Here is a 14897-nt window from a genome sequence, read left to right as displayed (position 1 = left end):
CGAGCAGCATCGCGCCTTCGTCATTGAAGACGCAGACGGAAGCGGTGAAGTGTCGCTGTAGGGTCACGGTCGTTCCTTCACAATGCGGCCGACGGATTCCGGGAGGAATTTGCTCCACCGTAGTACCTCACAGTCGAACTAGATGGTTGAGCTGACGTACTTCGTATGCGGCGCTTGGAAGTAGCTGAGCGCACGGGTCGGGAGCTTCTGAACGCGGTGGAAGAACGCCCGGACCGATCGCTCCATCTGGACCTTCTTGGCGCGGTGGGCGGAGTGCCCGTCGACGACGAGGTGGATCTTCTCCTCGAACTGGCCCAGCAGCCGGTCGAGGAAGACGATGAAGACCTCGGCGTTGAACTTGTCCCTCAAGATCGTGAAGTGCAGGTCGCCCCTGGTGGAGATGGTCGACATCGCACTGAGCCCGAACCGGTTCCCTGTCCGCGCCGTGGTCGGTGTCTGTCCCTTGCGACCCCAAGTACGCCCGGACAGTTGATCGGAGCGGACCCCGACCTGGTCGCCGAACAAGACCACCGCCCCCTCGGAGCGGGCCCGCTCGCGCCAAGCGGGATAGGTCTCCTCTACCCACTCGCGCATCGCCTCCGGATCGGCTTCGATCGCCCGCTTGTCGGGCCGCTGGAAGCTGAAGTCCATGCGCCGCAGCAGCTTGCCCATGCTTTGCTCGGTGAAGGACACCCCGAACAACCGTTCGGCCAGGACGCAGATCTTGCGGCGGGTCCACAACTTCCCGCCCAGCTCAAGATCATCGGGCTCGTAGTCCACGATCGACCCGACCAGGGCCTCGGCCTCCGAAGTCGACAGCTTGGTCTGCTCACCGACCCGTCGGCCTGGTGTCCTGCGGAAACGCGGTTAGTGAAACTATCGCCTACGGGCAGCCATCAGGCTGCTCGAGCTCGAGTTTGCGGCGGAGCGCGGTGTTGGGGAGGCGCTCGGCGCGGCCCAGTTCGACCGCTTCGCCGGTGCGGTAGTTGAAGACGGCGGGGATGATGGCGGCTTCGCAGGCGAGGAGCCGGGCCCTGCCCGCCTGAACCTCACACGAATCAGACCCCACAGCCGAACAGAAGCCCCGCCCAACCCGCCACCGCTTCGTCGCCGCCCGCTCTAAGCCGCACCCCCGCAACACATCAGCCCGCCGAAGGAGCCCAAGATCCCAGGGCCCCTTCGTGACCTCGACCGCCGGTAGCCGATGAACTTGCCGTCGAAGGTGATCACGACACGATCCCCAACCGGGTCAGTGCGTCACAGCTGGGAACGGTCGGGTTCGAGCGGCTGACCGGTGAAGCGGCCTTGCAGGGAACCGTCGTCGACGGTGATCAGGCGCCAGATCATCGAGACGAGCAGGGCAATGAGGGCGCCGACGGCCCAGAGGACCCTCTCCGTCCAATCGCGGTCACCGAACGAGTAGTGCGCGTGAAGTATCCGATGGCTCGGTCGCCGACGGCCCATCGGTCGGATTCCTCGGTGCTCCAGGCGACTCCGGTCTGGCCGGGGCAGTCCATGACGTGCTCGATCAAGATGTCGCCGCGGAACTCCTTCGGTGCCGCGGAGACCACCGTGCAGTGGCGTCTGCTTCCAGTCCGGAAGGGGAACTGTTTGCCCGAGCGCACCCGGCATCGTCCACTTGCGTGGTTCACGAGTGCCGGGCGTCCTCGTGAGGGCTTACGGCATGCGCGGGCGCACTGAGCCGCGGAGCACCAGGTGGGTGCCGAGAATCGTGTGCGGGGGCGGGCCGCCCTGGCGGGCGTGCTCCAGCGCGAGGCGCACGGCGGTGCGGCCGAGCTCCTCGTGCGGCTGGTAGACCGTGGTCAGATCGATGTCGGCGGCCGGAGGCAGGTCGTCGAAGCCGACCATGGAGACGTCCTCGGGCACCCGCAGGCCGTGTTCGAGCAGGGCCTGGCGCGCGCCCGCGGCGATCTGGTCGTTGCCGGAGAAGACCGCCGTGTAGTCGGGCGGCCCGGCGGCCAGGCGCTCCTTCATCATCCGGTAGCCCTCGAAGCGCTCGAATGTGCCGTCGACCTCGAGCCCCGGGTCGTGCTCGGCGCCGTAGGCCGCGAGGGCCTTGCGGTAGCCCTCGATCCGGGCGTCGGCGGTCGTGTACCCGTCGCGCCGCCCCAGGTAGAGGATGCGCTTGTGGCCGTTGGAGAGCAGGTGGCTGGTGGCCGCGAACGCGCCGCCGGTGTTGTCGTATTCGACGACCACCGCGGGCACGTCCGGGCCGAGCGGGGGCCTGCCGCAGAGCACGAGGCGCGAGCCGATGGCGGCGAGCGCGTGCGCGTACCGGCTCATGCGGGCCCGGTACTCGGCGTCGGCGTTCACGTTGCCGACGAGGATCACGGCCTCGGGGTGCTGCTCGCGCATGAACTGGACCATGGCGAGCTCGCGCTCGGCGTCACCGCCCGTGGTGCCGATCTGGCAGAGGCGGCTGTCCTCGGCAGCCTGGGTCTGGACCCCTTGGGCCACATGGGCGTAGTGCGGGGAGATCACCGAGTTGACGATGATGGCGATGCTCTTGCGGGTGGTCCCTTGGAGGGCGCGGGCGTGGTGATTGGCGACGTAGTCGAGTTCTTCGACGGCGCGCATGACCTTGCTGCGGGTGGCGGGGGCGGCGGGGTAGGTGCCCGAGAGGATGCGCGAGACGGTGGCGACCGAGACGCCGGCCCGTTCGGCCACCTCGCGAATGGTGGTGTGGCGCGTTCCGTCACCCGAAGCGTTCGCTTTGCGCGCCAAAGAATTCACCCCAGTTAAAGTTTTTCGAGAACGGTTACTGAAACCATGATTCCCGCTCGTTGAGGACGTGTCAAGTTCCGGCCCGTCCTAAGGCCGCGTGACGGGGGTCCGTTCGCGCACTGCCAACGAATGCTTGCCGGTGCCGGCGTGGATGCGGAGGATCAGGCGCATCGGCAGGAGCCTGCTGAGGGCGGCGATGGTCTTGTTCCGCCAGCCGGGAATGCTCACGGCCTTGCCTTGGCGCCAGTCACTCAGTGCCGCCTTGACCAGGGCGTCCGCCTCCAGCCACAGGAAGCCCGGGATCTTCGTCATGTTCATTCCGGCGCTGTCGTGGAACTCGGTGCGGGTGAAGCCCGGGCACAGCACCGTGACCGTCACACCGCTCGGGCGGGCCTTGGTGAACGCGGACTGGCTGAAGTTGATGACCCACGCCTTCGAGGCGGAATACGTGGAGCTGGGAAAGAACCCGAGGACCGAACCGAGGTTGATGATGCCGCCGCGACCGCGCTCGATCATGCCCGGCAGAGCGGCGAGGGTGAGGCGCAGGACGACGTCCATGTGCAGCTTCGACATCGCGAGCTCGGCCACTGCGGAGGTGCTGAGGAATTCAGTGGGATGGCCGAAACCGGCGTTGTTCACCAGCAGGTCGACACCTTCGCGGCAGCGCTGCTCGACCCGGGCGAGGTCCCCTTCGACGGTGAGATCGGCCGTGACGACCTCGGTGTCCGCGTCGAAGGAGCCCGCGAACCGCTGCAGCCCTTCGCCGTTACGGTCCACCAGGACGAGCCGGTAGCCGTCCCGAGCGAGCGCCCGGGCGAAGGACGCCCCGATGCCTGCCGCACCGCCGGTGATGAGAGCGGTTGGCCGGGAAGGTGACTGCATCGCGCGAGTCTATCGACGGGAGTGGGGAGCGGCACTCACCAGACCGCTCCCCCGCCGGGGTGGCGCTACTGCTCGCTCTGGAACAGGGTCTCGGCTTCGGTGAAGAACAGGTCGGCGGCCTGGGCCGCGGTCATCTCGCCGTACTGGACCTGGCCGTAGATCTCGGTGAACTTGGCTTCGATGGCGCCGGCGGCGGCCGGGGGCACGACGGGTGCGTCGATGAGGTACTGCTCGACGGTGGCCTCGTAGTCGAGCACGACCTGCGAGGCTTCGTCGATCTCGACGCTCTCGAGACCGGTCGCGGTCGAGGGGATGCCGCGGTTCGTGCCCAGGATCGCGGCGGCCTCCGGGTCGGAGAGCATGAACTCGATGAGTTTGGCGCTCGCCTCGGGGGCCTCGGAGTTCGCGGCGATCACGAACTGCACGGAGGGCCGCAGGTGGAGGGCGAGGTTCTGTGGGTCGGCGGAGGGCGGCGGGGCGAGCGCGAGGGTGCCGCCGCTGTCGGCCACCGACTCCCAGTAGCCGCTCATCGCCGTGTCCCAGCGCAGTTCGGTCGCCATCACGCCGCCCGCGACGCCGGGCGCGGTGGCTTCGGCGGCGATCTCCGGCGGGGGCATCGCGCCCGAGGCCACGAGCTCGGCGGTCGAGGACCACCATTCGACGAGCTGCTCCTTGGTGAACGCCAGGCTCGCGGCGTCGTCTGCGTAGAAGGCCCCGCCCTGCTGGCGCAGCCACAGTTCCATGAGCAGGTAGGAGCTGGCCCAGTCGCTGCCGCCCCACTTGCCTTCGCCGAGCGCGGTGGTCACCTGGGCGATGAGGTTGCCGTAGTCCTCCCAGGTGTACCCGGCCTCGGGGACGGCGATGCCGTGCTCCGCGAACCAGTCGGGGCGGTAGATGAGGCCGAACATGTTGCTGCCGACCGGGACTGCGACGAGCTTGCCGTCGAGTTCGGCGGTGTCGAGCACGCCGTCGCGGAAGTCGTCGGTCGCGACCACGCCGTCGAGGGGCAGCAGCATCCCGGTGGCGCCGAACTGGCGCAGGCGCGGGTAGTCCATCTGGAAGACGTCGGGGAGGTCGCGCGAGGCCATGCGGCCGGTGAGGCTCTCCCAATAGGCGGGGTAGTCGGCGAAGTTGGTGAGGACCTTGATGCCCTCGTTCTTCTGCATGAAGAGGTCGACGGCCTGCTTGGTGACCTCGGCGCGGGCGTCGTCGCCCCACCATTCGAAGCCGATCTCGACCGGGTCCTCGGCGGTCCCGGCCGGGCTGTCGTCGCCGCACGCGGCCGTGGCGCCGAGCGCCGCCGCGGCGGTCGCGCCCGCGAGCAGGCTCCGGCGGCGGAGGGGATTGTGGATCGACATTGATGCACTCCTTCTGTTGTGAGGGGAGGGGATGGGTCGGGGGGAGATGGAGGGGGCGGTTCGCATCCATATTGTTAAATCGTTTTAACTTTCGATGTGTCACCTTAGATCGCCCTTTCCAAGGCTGTCAAGGCGCTTCGGCGAGGATTCAGTCCCTTCCGGCGAAGACCTTGGCGCGGAGCACGTGCCGACCGGGTTCGATCACCCCCGTGAGGACCGGAAGCATCGTGGCGGGCCAGTAGAGGTGGGTGCCTGGCATCGGTGCGATCAGTCCCGCGCGGCGGCCGCCGCCGTCGACGAGCTCGCTCCGGATCCCTTGGGAGACCACGGCGATGCGGTCGTTCGCGATCGCGGCCTCGTGGCCGTCGCGCGGGACGCACCAGCCGCCTTCGCCGGTGTGGAGCGTCCGCTCGGTGTCGATCACGTGCGTGCGGGTGTGCCAGCCGTCGATCCCGGCATCCAATGTGGTGGTGACCGCGACGTCCGCCCAGGGCCGCCAGACCACGGTGAGCGTCCCGTCGTCGTCGACGACGCCGTCGTCGGAGTCCTCGCGGCCCCGCCAGTGGCGGCCGTCCTCCGAGAACACCAGGGCCCCATCGGGAGCGGCCGCCTCGAGACCCGGCCCGTCCACCGAGTGCGAGAACCCGGCGAGGGACGAGTACGCGAGCCGACCGTAGGTGTCCTTGCCGCCGCGCATCATCGACCGCCAGGCCTGCCCGTTGAGGCGGGTCACGTGGCCGCCGGCGTCGCGCACGTGGATCGCGCGCGCGGGCGGGTGCAGCTCGACGACCGGGCCGGGCGGTACGGGCTCGGCGTTCCAGAACGGGTGGCCGGGACCGGCGAGCAGCCCGGTGAAGACCTTCGTGGCCCACCACGGGGAGCCGGCGGTGAGGTACTGCTCGACCAGGGCGTCGTTCGGGTATCCGTAGCCGACGCTGAGGCGCCCGTCCGGTTCAAGTATCGGCTTGTCCCACCACCACGCGAGATGGCGGCGGCTAAAACCGGCGGCCTCGGCCCACGGCACGGCCTCCACGTCGGCCGCCGCCAGCGCGCCCCACAGCGAGCCCTGCGCGAAGCGGTAGCCGAGGCTGCGTCCATAGGGGACGCCGGCCCCGTCGGCGGCGAACCAGGACCGGAAGCGCCTGGCGAAGGCCGCGGCGGGTTCGACGAAGCGGTCGTCGCCGGTGATGCGGAAGTGGAGGAGCCCGTAGGTGTGGAAGGCGAACGGGTTGTAGTAGTCGACGCGGTTGCCTGGGCCGTCTTCGTAGACGCCGTCGCCGAGGTGGAACTCCCCCAGGCGTTTCAGGTGCGCGTCGGCGACGGCGGTGTCGCGTTCGACGCCGACGGCGTCGAGTCCGTGCCCGGCGAGGACGGGGAAGAACCGCCAGTTGCTGTCGATGACCTCGGCTTCGTAGGCGTGGGCGAGCCAGGCGGCGATCTTGTCTTTGGCTTTGGGGCGCAGGGGGTCCCAGAGCTTCTCGGGAGCGAGGACGAGGGCTTGGCCGAGGGCGGCGGATTCGACGCAGCGCTGCGTGCGAGGGCCGACGTCGCCGATGTACCAGGCGTCGTCGCGGTCGAGGGCGCGGGTGATGGCGGCGCCGAGGAGGTCCCAGAGGTCTTGGGGCACTGCGGCTTTCGCGGGTGCGAGCCCCCAGAGCGGGCGGGTGAGCAGTTCGAACCAGTTCTCCTTGTGGGAGTGGTTCGACATGGTCACCGGCATCTCGTCCGGTCCTCGGGCGGCGAGTGCGACGGCGGGTCGCCCGAGGGCCACCGCCGCGTACTGCCAGCCGTTGAAGGTCGGTTCGAGCGGCCCGAAGGCCCGCAATGGGGAGGTCACAGAGCACTCGCTATCGGTTCGTGGCGGTGGGGCCGCCGGAGCGGCCCCGCCTGGCGGTCAGTAGGTGATGCGCGGCCCGGGCGGGATGGCCATGCCCGAGCCGAGGAAGTAGTCGACGTGGTGGCTCTGCATGTACCCGTGGAGGGTCATGGCGTTGCGGTAGGCGGGGTTGTGCGCCAGGGTGTAGAGCCTGGTGGAGCTGGGTTTGTCGGTGGTGAAGACGATGAGCTGGTCATACGCGGCATTGGTGTAGACGGCCTCTTCGCGCCAGTCGCCGAAGAGGTCGCCGACGAGGGTGGGTCCGCCCTGGGCGGCGGTGACGGCGCCGTAGTTCCAGGTGGACTCGATGCGCGGCAGGCTGCCGGTGGGGGTCGGGTTGAGCGGGTCCCATTCCTCGATCTTGCCGGAGTTGAGGAGTTCCATGGTGAGGTCGCCGTCCCACCACAGGCCGAGTTGCGGCCAGGGACGCAGGGAGGTGTTCGGTTCGGTGAGCTTGTTCTGCGCGGCGTTGTAGAGGCCGTCGAAGGACCAGACCTCCATGCCGGGGAAGCGGGGGTCGACGTCGCCGGCCATACCGCGGCCGACGTCGGCGGTGCCGCTGAGGGTGTGCTTCCAGATCATCTGGCCGGTGGAGGCGTCGTAGTAGTACTCGCGCAGGCCGCTGGGGTTGTCCTGCTGCACGCCGTAGCCTTCGAGGCCGGGGCGGCCGGGGTCGATGTCGGCGATGTGGAAGCGGTCGCCGTGGATGATGCCCTGGCTCGCGAGGGAGTAGCGGAGGGTGCCGTCGCCGTTGAGGACGAAGCCGATCTCGGCGACTTCGTCCTTGCCGTCGCCGTTCACGTCGATGATGCGGGTGTTGTGGCCGTCGGGGGCGTTCTGGCTGCCGCGCAGCCATTTCCACTTCTGGGTCAGGTTGGAGCCGCTCCAGTTCCAGGCTGCGATGGTCAGGTTGAAGGAGCCGTTGTCCTTGCGGTTCTTCATGAACGCGACGAGGCTGGGGGTGACGCCGTCGAGGTGGCCGACGCCGAATCGGGCGGCCATCGGGCCGTCGGCGAGGTAGTCGGTGGGGATGCCGGAGTAGTTGCGCAGGGCGCCGGTGCGCCCGTCGAGGATCGCGACCCACTGCCGGTTGTCGTCGGAGTGGGTCCAGGTCTGGCCGTCGCCGAAGGTGACGCCGTCGGCGATCTTGAGCGCGACTTCGGCGTAGCCGTCCATGTTGAAGTCGTAGACGGTGACGCCGTCGTTGTGCCCCACGTCGATCGTGGCGGAGCCGGGTTCGATGTTGTCCTGGTTGGTGCTGTTGGGGCCGAGGTCGACCTCCCAGAGGAAGGTGCCGTCGCTCTTGTAGGCCTCGATGGACTGGGGCGAGGTCTGGCGGTCGACGACGTAGTCGTATTCGCCGTCGCCGTCGAGGTCGCCGGTCCAGGTGAACTTGACGGGGCCGCCGTCGCGGATCGGGATGCGGACCACGGGCTCGTCGGCGTGGTTGGCGCTCAGGGTGAACGCGGTGCTGGGCTGCTGCTCGGCGCCGCCGACGACAGGCGCGACCCGGTAGGCGTTGGCCTGCGAGAGGTTCGCGGTGGTGTCGGTGTAGTTGGTGCCGCCGGTGAGGACGGAGCCGTTGAGCTTGGTCCAGGCGCCGCCCGCGGTGGAGCGGTAGACGTTGAAGCCGATGCCGTTCGGGTCGAGGCCCAGGAGGCGCCAGCTGACGTGGACGCCGCTCCCGTTGCGGACCGCGACGACGCCGCGGCCGAGGTCCTCCATGGGCCGGGCGGTCTGCTGCGCGGTGACGGGTTCTTCCGCGTTGGTGGTCGTGGTGCTCAGTGCGAAGGCGGCGGAGGCGGCCAGGAGGCCGACCACCGCCCCCGCGACCCGAACGCGCGTAAACGTTTCCATGACTGCTCCAAGTATGCCGGTTGGAAGGGAAGCGCCTGCGGGCCGGTGGTCATGCCTTGATCCGACAGGGCCTCGGCACTCCCTGGGAGGCTTGACTATACATTGACGCATGACTATATTGAACCCCTTGAGTTAAAACGGTTTAATCCCCACGGTCACCCATCCCCTTGGAGGAACCTTGACCAGCCCCGCCCCAGCATCCGAACCGCCAGGCGTCAGCCGCCGCGGCGTCCTCGCGGCCACGGCCACGGTTGCGGCAGGAGCCGCGCTTTTCGAAGCGGCACCCGCCCACGCCCAGACCGAGACCGCGGACATCGCGGGGCCCTCCTCGGTCGAACTGCGCTGGCTCGAAGGCAGACCAGCCGAATCCCCCGGCTCGACCTGGGGCGTCCCCTGGGGCCAAGGCCGGTTCCCCGAGAACCAGGCCTTCCAGCTCACCGCCGACGACGGCGCCACGGTGCCCGTCCAGACCTGGCCGCTCGCGTACTGGCCCGACGGCTCCCTCAAGTGGACCGCCCACGCGATCGGCCCGGCCGCCACCGCCGAGAGCTTCACCCTTGAAGCGGGCGAGCCCGCCGCGCCGGCGTTCCCGGTCACCGTCTCGGAGACCAGGAACCACATCGACGTCAGCACCGGCGTGATCACCGCTCGCATCAGCAAGTCCGGCACCGACCTCATCAAGCACGTCAAGCGCGGCGACCGCACCCTCGTCAAGAACGGGCACCTCGTCAACATCACCCAGGACGAGGCCCCCGACCCCGAGACCGGATCGGTGAGCCGCGACCGCTACACCAGCGACATCGACGAGGTCGTCGTCGAACAGGACGGGCCCGTGCGCGCCGTCGTCAAGGTCACCGGCACGCACCGCAAGTCGCGGGGCCGCACCTGGCTGCCGTTCACCGTGCGCCTCTACTTCTACGCGGGCGGCGAGTCCTTCCGGATGGTCCACACCTTCGTGTTCGACTCCGACGGCGAGGACGCCTTCATCGCCGGGCTCGGCGTGCGCTTCAAAGTCGCGATGACCGACGAGCTCTACGACCGCCACGTGCGCTTCGTCGGCGAAGGCCACGGCCAGCTCACCGAATCCGTCAAGGGCATCACGGGACTGCGCCGCGACCCCGGCGCGAACGTGCGCGCCGCTCAGGTCGCGGGCCAGGCGCTACCCGATCCCTCCACTTGGGACCAGCGGGTCACGACCCGGCTCCACTGGATCCCGAATTGGGGCGACTACTCCCTCGCCCAGCTCAACAGCGAGGGCTTCGCGATCAAGAAGCGCACCAAGGAAGGCCACGGCTGGGTGCCGGTCGACCAGGGCCGCCGCGCCTCCGGGTTCGGGTACGTCGGCGGGCCCTCCGGCGGGTTCGGCTTCGGCATGAAGGACTTCTGGCAGCGCCACCCCACCGGCCTCGACATCCGCGGCGCCCACACCGAAGAGGCCACGGTGACCGTGTGGATGTGGTCGCCCGAAGCCCAGCCCATGGACACCCGCTTCTACCACGACGGCCTCGGCCAGGACACCTATCCCGAGCAGCTCGACGCCCTCGAGATCACCTACGAGGACTACGAACCCGGCTTCGGCACCCCCTACGGCGTCGCCCGCACCACCGAACTCCAGTTCTGGGTCACCGAGGCCACGCCCACGCACGAGCGCCTCGGCGCGATGGCCGACGTCGTGCGCGCCCAGCCGCAGGTCATCGCCCCCACCGAGCACATGAGCGCGGCCGGGGCCTTCGGCGGCCTCTTCGGACCCGTCGACCGGTCCCACCCGGTCAAGGCCGACGTCGAGGACACCCTCGACTTCCTGTTCGAGCACTACCGCACCGAGCAGGACCAGCGGCACTGGTACGGCTTCTGGGACTTCGGCGACTTCATGCACTCCAAGGACACCGACCGGAAGATCTGGCGCTACGACGTCGGCGGCTATGCCTGGGACAACTCCGAGATCTCCCCCGACCAATGGATCTGGATGGCCTACCTGCACACCAACCGGCCCGAGGTGTTCCGCTTCGCCGAGGCCATGACCCGCAAGACCAGCGAGGTCAACTGCTACCACATCGGCGAATGGGCCGGGCTCGGCACGCGGCACGGCGTCCAGCACTGGGGCGACTCCTCCAAGCAGGTGCGCGTCTCGAACGCCAACTACCGCAGGTACTTCTACTACCTCACCGCCGACGAGCGCACCGGCGACATGCTCCACATGCTCGCCGGCAGCGAAGCGACCGCGCTCGTCCTGGACACCGGCCGCAAGATCCGCTCCCCCGAGGACCCCTGGGTCCCCGACCGGAACGCGATCGACATCGGCTTCGGCACGAGCTGGGCGGCGCTGGCCGCCGCGTGGCTCACCGAATGGGAGCGGCGCGGCCCCGACTGGGAGTTCTGCCGCGACAAGGTGCTCGGCACGATGGAGACGATCGCGGCCCAGCCCAACGGGTTCGCGCAGGGCTCGGCGCTGTACGACATGGACACCGGCCGGTACGCGATCGCCGAGACGCCGGTGACAGAGCGCAGCAACCTCTCGAACTCCTTCGGCCGCATCGAGATCTGCGCGGAGCTCATCCAGCAGATCGACATGCCGGCGTTCGAGGCGGACTGGCTCAAGTACTCCCGCTTCTACACCGCCACCCGCCAGGAGCAGGAGGCCGAGTACGGCGGCCGGTTCGGCGACCTGTTCCTGTACTCCTACACACGCGCGAACGCGTTCGTGTACCGGCGGACCGGCGACGAGTCGCAGGCCCGGCTCGCCTGGGACCGGTTCCGGGGCGCAAAGGACGCACCCGACTACACGCCGCGAGAGACCGAGGCCGTCGAATCGACGCTCAACCCGATCGCCTGGTGGCCCAACGGAGGCACGAACGACATCGCCCAATGGGGTCTGGCCGCGATCCAGATCCTCCATCTGGTCGGCGACTTCGCCCCGGAGGAGTAGGCAGCGCTCGATGCGGTCCTGAGCTGGGCATTCGCGGTCATGTCGGACCCTTGTGGAAGGGTGGTCCTTTTGGGTTGGTCGGAGGCGGACAGCGGGCGGGTAAGGGGCATCCCCTATGCCCGTCCGCCCGCCTCCTCACCGCTCAAGGGACCGCATCATCGCTTCCACCAGCGTGTCCTGCAACGTGGTCAGCCAGCCGTAAGTCAGCACGAGCGGGCTGCGCGGATCGTCGTCCTCGAGGTCCATCAGCTCCTCGAAGTCCTCGTCCTGGGTGATCCCGAGGCGGGACGCGATGACGAGCCGCAGGTCGTTCAGGGCGCCGAGCCATTGGCGGCACTCGTCCGGCTCGAGGTGCAGCCGCTCGCGCCGGCGCCCTTCGGGGGCCAGCGCCTCGAGCGAGCGGATCACCGCCCGCGCGTCGTCGCGTTTGCGGGCGCGCAGGTCGTTCTCGGTGTAGCGGCGGAACTCGGCGGAGGCGGCCTGCGCGTCGCCGTCGGGGCCGGGATCGGTGTAGGCGTCGGGGAAGAGGCGGGCCAGCGCCGGGTCCTCGGGGAGTTCGGTGGGGCCTTCGATGAAGGCCGAGGCGATGAGGTCCTCGGCAGTGCCGCCGGTGCCCTCGCGGGCGTCGATGAGTTCGAGCATCTGCTCGGCGTAGGCGCGCAGGACGCCGGCCTCGATCTCGTCGAAGGAGGCGGCCGCGCCGCCGTCCTCGGCGGTGAAGTAGCGGCCCATCAGCGGTCCTGCCGCAGGGTGGCCCAGAGGCCGTAGCCGTGCATGGCCTGCACGTCGCGTTCCATCTCCTCGCGGGTGCCGCTGGAGACGACCGCGCGGCCCTTGTTGTGGACGTCGAGCATGAGCTGGTTCGCCTTCGCCTCGGAGAAGCCGAAGTACGACTGGAAGACGTACGCGACGTAGCTCATCAGGTTGACCGGGTCGTTGTGCACGAGCGTGATCCACGGGACGTCGGGGTCGGCGACCTCGGACGGGGTCGCGGATCGCTCGGTCTCGACCGCCGCGGCGCATCGCACGGGCGGGACGGCGGCTGTTCTGGCTTGCACACGCCAATGCTGCCATCCGGGTCCGGGCGGGCGGCGGCATGTGGCGGGATTGTCGGTTCGGCGACCCGGCCCCGCCGGTGCGGCGGGACCGGGCGGTGGAGTCAGGCGGCGATCGCGTACTTCGCGGGGTCGGCGTCGAAGGCCGGGCCGCAGCCGGCGCAGCAGAACCAGTAGCGCTCGCCTTCGTAGTCGCGGAAGAGGCCCGCAGCCTCGGCGTCGGCCTTGACGACGAGGCTGCCGCGCATGACGGGGCATTCGGCGGTCTCGGCGCCCGCTTCGGCGGCGGTGTCGGTGTGGCGGCTGGAGGCTTCGGAGTTGCACATGGCGTGCTCGCTTTCGTTGCGTCGGATGGTCACCGGCCGCGGCGCGCTTCGCGGCGATGGAAGCCATTTATACCCCTAGGGGGTATAACAGTCAAGGCCGTGTCCAGGATTCGAAGCGGAGCCCGGAGTGTCCAGGGTCACTGCGATTCGCGGCTTGATATACCCCCAGGGGGTATATTAGAAATGGCGGGCGGCCCACCCGGGCCGCTGCCGCCCCACCTCCGGAGCGGTTCTCCCCCAACGGGTGCAGTGCGATCGCATTATACCCCCCACCGGTATTAGGAGAGGTCATGTCAGCGACAACCACACCTCCGGCATCGCGACGCTGGGTCGCGCTCGGACTCATCGCCCTAGCCCAGTTCATGGTCATCATGGACACGTCGATTGTTCTACATCAACCTCCCCATCGCCGTCCTGGCCGTGGCCGCCGCACCGGCGCTCCTGCCCGGCGGCGCCGGGACGCACGGCTCGATCGACTGGATCGGCGCGGCGACCGCCACGTTCGGCCTCGGCGGACTGGTCTTCGCGATCGTGCGGGCCCCCGAGACCGGCTGGGCCTCACCCCAGACCTTGCATGATCGGCATGGTCGTGCTCGCACCGCGTCTCACGGCGGCGTTCGGACCCAAGGCGATGATCGTCACCGGACTGGCCCTGCTCGCGGCGGGCCTGGGATGGCTCTCGCTCGTCCGTCCTGACGGGACGTTCGCGGCCGACGTGCTCCCGGCCTCGCTCGTCGCCGCGCTCGGCATGTCGCTCGCGTTCATCCCGTCGCTGCAGATGGCGATCTCCAGCGCCGCACCCGAGCAGGGCGGCCTCGCCTCGGGCATCGTGAACACGAGCTACCAGATCGGCTCCGCGCTCGGCCTCGCGACCGTGACCGCCATCGCGGTCCCGCTCGGCGCCGACGAACTCGGCGACCCGGTCGCGCTCACCGACGGCTACTCGGCCGCGTTCACCGCCGCCGCCGCCGTCGCGGTGCTGGCGATCATCACGACCGCCGCCACGGTCCGCTCCCGCAAGCCGGACCTGGTGAAGGCCGCCTGAGCACCGCGGATCGCGAGGGGGAGGCCGACGCCTCCCCTCGCGTCAGACCATGCCGCCGTTGGCGCGCACGACTTGGCCGTTCACCCAGTGACCCTGCGGCGAGGCCAGGAACGCGGCCACCTCGGCGATGTCGCGCGGCTCCCCGAGCCGTTCGAGCGGATTCGACTGCGCGAGTTGCGCGATCAGCTCCTCGCTCTTGCCCTCGAGGAAGAGGTCGGTCGCCGTGGGCCCGGGGGCGACCGTGTTGACGTTGACGTCGCGGCCGCGCATCTCCTTCGCGAGCACCATGGTCAGGGCCTCCACCGCGCCCTTGCTGGCGGCGTACGCACCGTAGTGGGGGAAAGACGTACCGACCACGGAGGTCGAGAACAAGGTGATCGACCCGCCCGGTCGCACCCGGCGAGCGGCCTCGCGGGCGACCACGAAGGCACCGCGGATATTGGTGCGGTGCAAGGCGTCCAACTCGTCGAGGTCGAGTTCCGCCACCGGCGCCAGGTACATGCGGCCCGCCGAGTTCACCACCGCGTCGACGCCGCCGAACCGGGTCTCGGCCTCGGCGAACATCCCGGCGACCGCCGTCTCGTCCGCCACGTCCGCCTGGAACGCCAGCGCCTCAGCCCCGACGGCGACCGCCTCCTTCACCGCCGCCGCGGCCTCGTCGGTGTTCCCGGCGTATCCGACGACGATCGCATAGCCCTGCTCAGCGAGGCGGCGCACGACCGCGCGGCCGATGCCGCGCGAACCGCCGGTCACGATGGCGGTGCGGGTTCCCCTGTCGATGCTCATTGATCGCTCCCTTCGTTCAAGGTTTCGACGCAATCTTGACC

Annotated in this window: 12 protein-coding genes and 2 pseudogenes; 2 read left to right on the top strand and 12 right to left on the bottom strand. The window is 69.3% G+C overall.

Annotation, left to right across the window (positions count from 1 at the left end; translation table 11 throughout):
• Window positions 1-138 precede the first annotated feature (138 nt).
• The 8 genes and pseudogenes from O1R50_RS17865 to O1R50_RS17830 form a co-directional block, all read right to left on the bottom strand.
• Window positions 139-837, bottom strand: a pseudogene (locus O1R50_RS17865) (IS630 family transposase); the annotation flags it as partial.
• A gap of 46 nt (window positions 838-883) precedes the next feature.
• Window positions 884-1069: a hypothetical protein gene (locus tag O1R50_RS17860; RefSeq protein ID WP_270111508.1), complete on the bottom strand. Its 186-nt coding sequence runs from the start codon at window positions 1067-1069 to the stop codon at window positions 884-886.
• Between the two features lie 188 nt (window positions 1070-1257).
• Window positions 1258-1464, bottom strand: coding sequence for a hypothetical protein (locus tag O1R50_RS17855; protein WP_270111507.1), 207 nt, complete (start codon window positions 1462-1464; stop codon window positions 1258-1260).
• A 213-nt stretch (window positions 1465-1677) separates the two neighbouring features.
• Window positions 1678-2688 carry a LacI family DNA-binding transcriptional regulator gene (locus O1R50_RS17850; protein WP_270111506.1) on the bottom strand — a complete coding sequence of 337 codons (1011 nt, stop codon included), beginning with the start codon at window positions 2686-2688 and terminating at the stop codon, window positions 1678-1680.
• Window positions 2689-2832: 144 nt separating this feature from the next.
• Window positions 2833-3627: an SDR family NAD(P)-dependent oxidoreductase gene (locus O1R50_RS17845; RefSeq protein WP_270111505.1), complete on the bottom strand. Its 795-nt coding sequence runs from the start codon at window positions 3625-3627 to the stop codon at window positions 2833-2835.
• A 65-nt stretch (window positions 3628-3692) separates the two neighbouring features.
• Entirely contained in the window at window positions 3693-4985 is a 1293-nt protein-coding gene (locus O1R50_RS17840; protein ID WP_270111504.1) for an ABC transporter substrate-binding protein, read from the bottom strand.
• Window positions 4986-5133: 148 nt separating this feature from the next.
• On the bottom strand, window positions 5134-6822 hold the full coding sequence (locus O1R50_RS17835; protein WP_270111503.1) for a DUF2264 domain-containing protein: 1689 nt from the start codon (window positions 6820-6822) through the stop codon (window positions 5134-5136).
• Between the two features lie 57 nt (window positions 6823-6879).
• Window positions 6880-8718, bottom strand: coding sequence for a rhamnogalacturonan lyase family protein (locus tag O1R50_RS17830; RefSeq protein ID WP_270111502.1), 1839 nt, complete (start codon window positions 8716-8718; stop codon window positions 6880-6882).
• Between the two features lie 178 nt (window positions 8719-8896).
• On the opposite strand from O1R50_RS17830, the gene O1R50_RS17825 reads away from it, so the two are divergent.
• A complete protein-coding gene (locus O1R50_RS17825; protein WP_270111500.1) occupies window positions 8897-11644 on the top strand; it encodes an exo-rhamnogalacturonan lyase family protein in 2748 nt (915 codons plus the stop codon).
• Window positions 11645-11779: 135 nt separating this feature from the next.
• On the opposite strand, the gene O1R50_RS17820 is transcribed toward O1R50_RS17825, so the two are convergent.
• The 3 genes from O1R50_RS17820 to O1R50_RS17810 all read right to left on the bottom strand — a co-directional run bounded on the left by O1R50_RS17820 (window position 11780) and on the right by O1R50_RS17810 (window position 13025).
• Window positions 11780-12376, bottom strand: coding sequence for a DUF2017 domain-containing protein (locus tag O1R50_RS17820; protein WP_270111499.1), 597 nt, complete (start codon window positions 12374-12376; stop codon window positions 11780-11782).
• Window positions 12376-12672: an ATP-dependent Clp protease adapter ClpS gene (gene clpS / locus O1R50_RS17815; RefSeq protein ID WP_408612738.1), complete on the bottom strand. Its 297-nt coding sequence runs from the start codon at window positions 12670-12672 to the stop codon at window positions 12376-12378. Before clpS ends, O1R50_RS17820 begins: the two co-directional genes overlap by 1 nt.
• A gap of 131 nt (window positions 12673-12803) precedes the next feature.
• A complete protein-coding gene (locus tag O1R50_RS17810; RefSeq protein ID WP_408612737.1) occupies window positions 12804-13025 on the bottom strand; it encodes a YHS domain-containing protein in 222 nt (73 codons plus the stop codon).
• A 357-nt stretch (window positions 13026-13382) separates the two neighbouring features.
• Between O1R50_RS17810 and O1R50_RS17805 the strand changes: the two are divergent.
• Window positions 13383-14070: pseudogene (locus tag O1R50_RS17805) on the top strand (MFS transporter); the annotation flags it as partial.
• Between the two features lie 42 nt (window positions 14071-14112).
• Here O1R50_RS17805 and O1R50_RS17800 read toward each other — a convergent pair.
• The gene (locus O1R50_RS17800) at window positions 14113-14856 is read right to left on the bottom strand and encodes an SDR family oxidoreductase (RefSeq protein ID WP_270111494.1); all 744 of its coding nucleotides are present in this window, start codon (window positions 14854-14856) and stop codon (window positions 14113-14115) included.
• Window positions 14857-14897 lie beyond the last annotated feature (41 nt).

It is taken from the genome of Glycomyces luteolus, assembly GCF_027622875.1.
Classification (GTDB): domain Bacteria; phylum Actinomycetota; class Actinomycetes; order Mycobacteriales; family Micromonosporaceae; genus Glycomyces; species Glycomyces luteolus.
The sequence above is the reverse complement of the archived record's forward strand: the minus strand, read 5'-3'. Positions and strand labels throughout refer to the sequence as shown.

Bases quoted from the DNA above. Each gene is read 5' to 3' on its own strand.
- O1R50_RS17830 (WP_270111502.1), bottom strand. From the start codon at position 8,718: ATGGAAACGTTTACGCGCGTTCGGGTCGCGGGGGCGGTGGTCGGCCTC.
- O1R50_RS17840 (WP_270111504.1), bottom strand. From the start codon at position 4,985: ATGTCGATCCACAATCCCCTCCGCCGCCGGAGCCTGCTCGCGGGCGCG.
- O1R50_RS17855 (WP_270111507.1), bottom strand. From the start codon at position 1,464: ATGGGCCGTCGGCGACCGAGCCATCGGATACTTCACGCGCACTACTCG.
- O1R50_RS17845 (WP_270111505.1), bottom strand. From the start codon at position 3,627: ATGCAGTCACCTTCCCGGCCAACCGCTCTCATCACCGGCGGTGCGGCA.
- O1R50_RS17810 (WP_408612737.1), bottom strand. From the start codon at position 13,025: ATGTGCAACTCCGAAGCCTCCAGCCGCCACACCGACACCGCCGCCGAA.
- O1R50_RS17820 (WP_270111499.1), bottom strand. From the start codon at position 12,376: ATGGGCCGCTACTTCACCGCCGAGGACGGCGGCGCGGCCGCCTCCTTC.
- O1R50_RS17800 (WP_270111494.1), bottom strand. From the start codon at position 14,856: ATGAGCATCGACAGGGGAACCCGCACCGCCATCGTGACCGGCGGTTCG.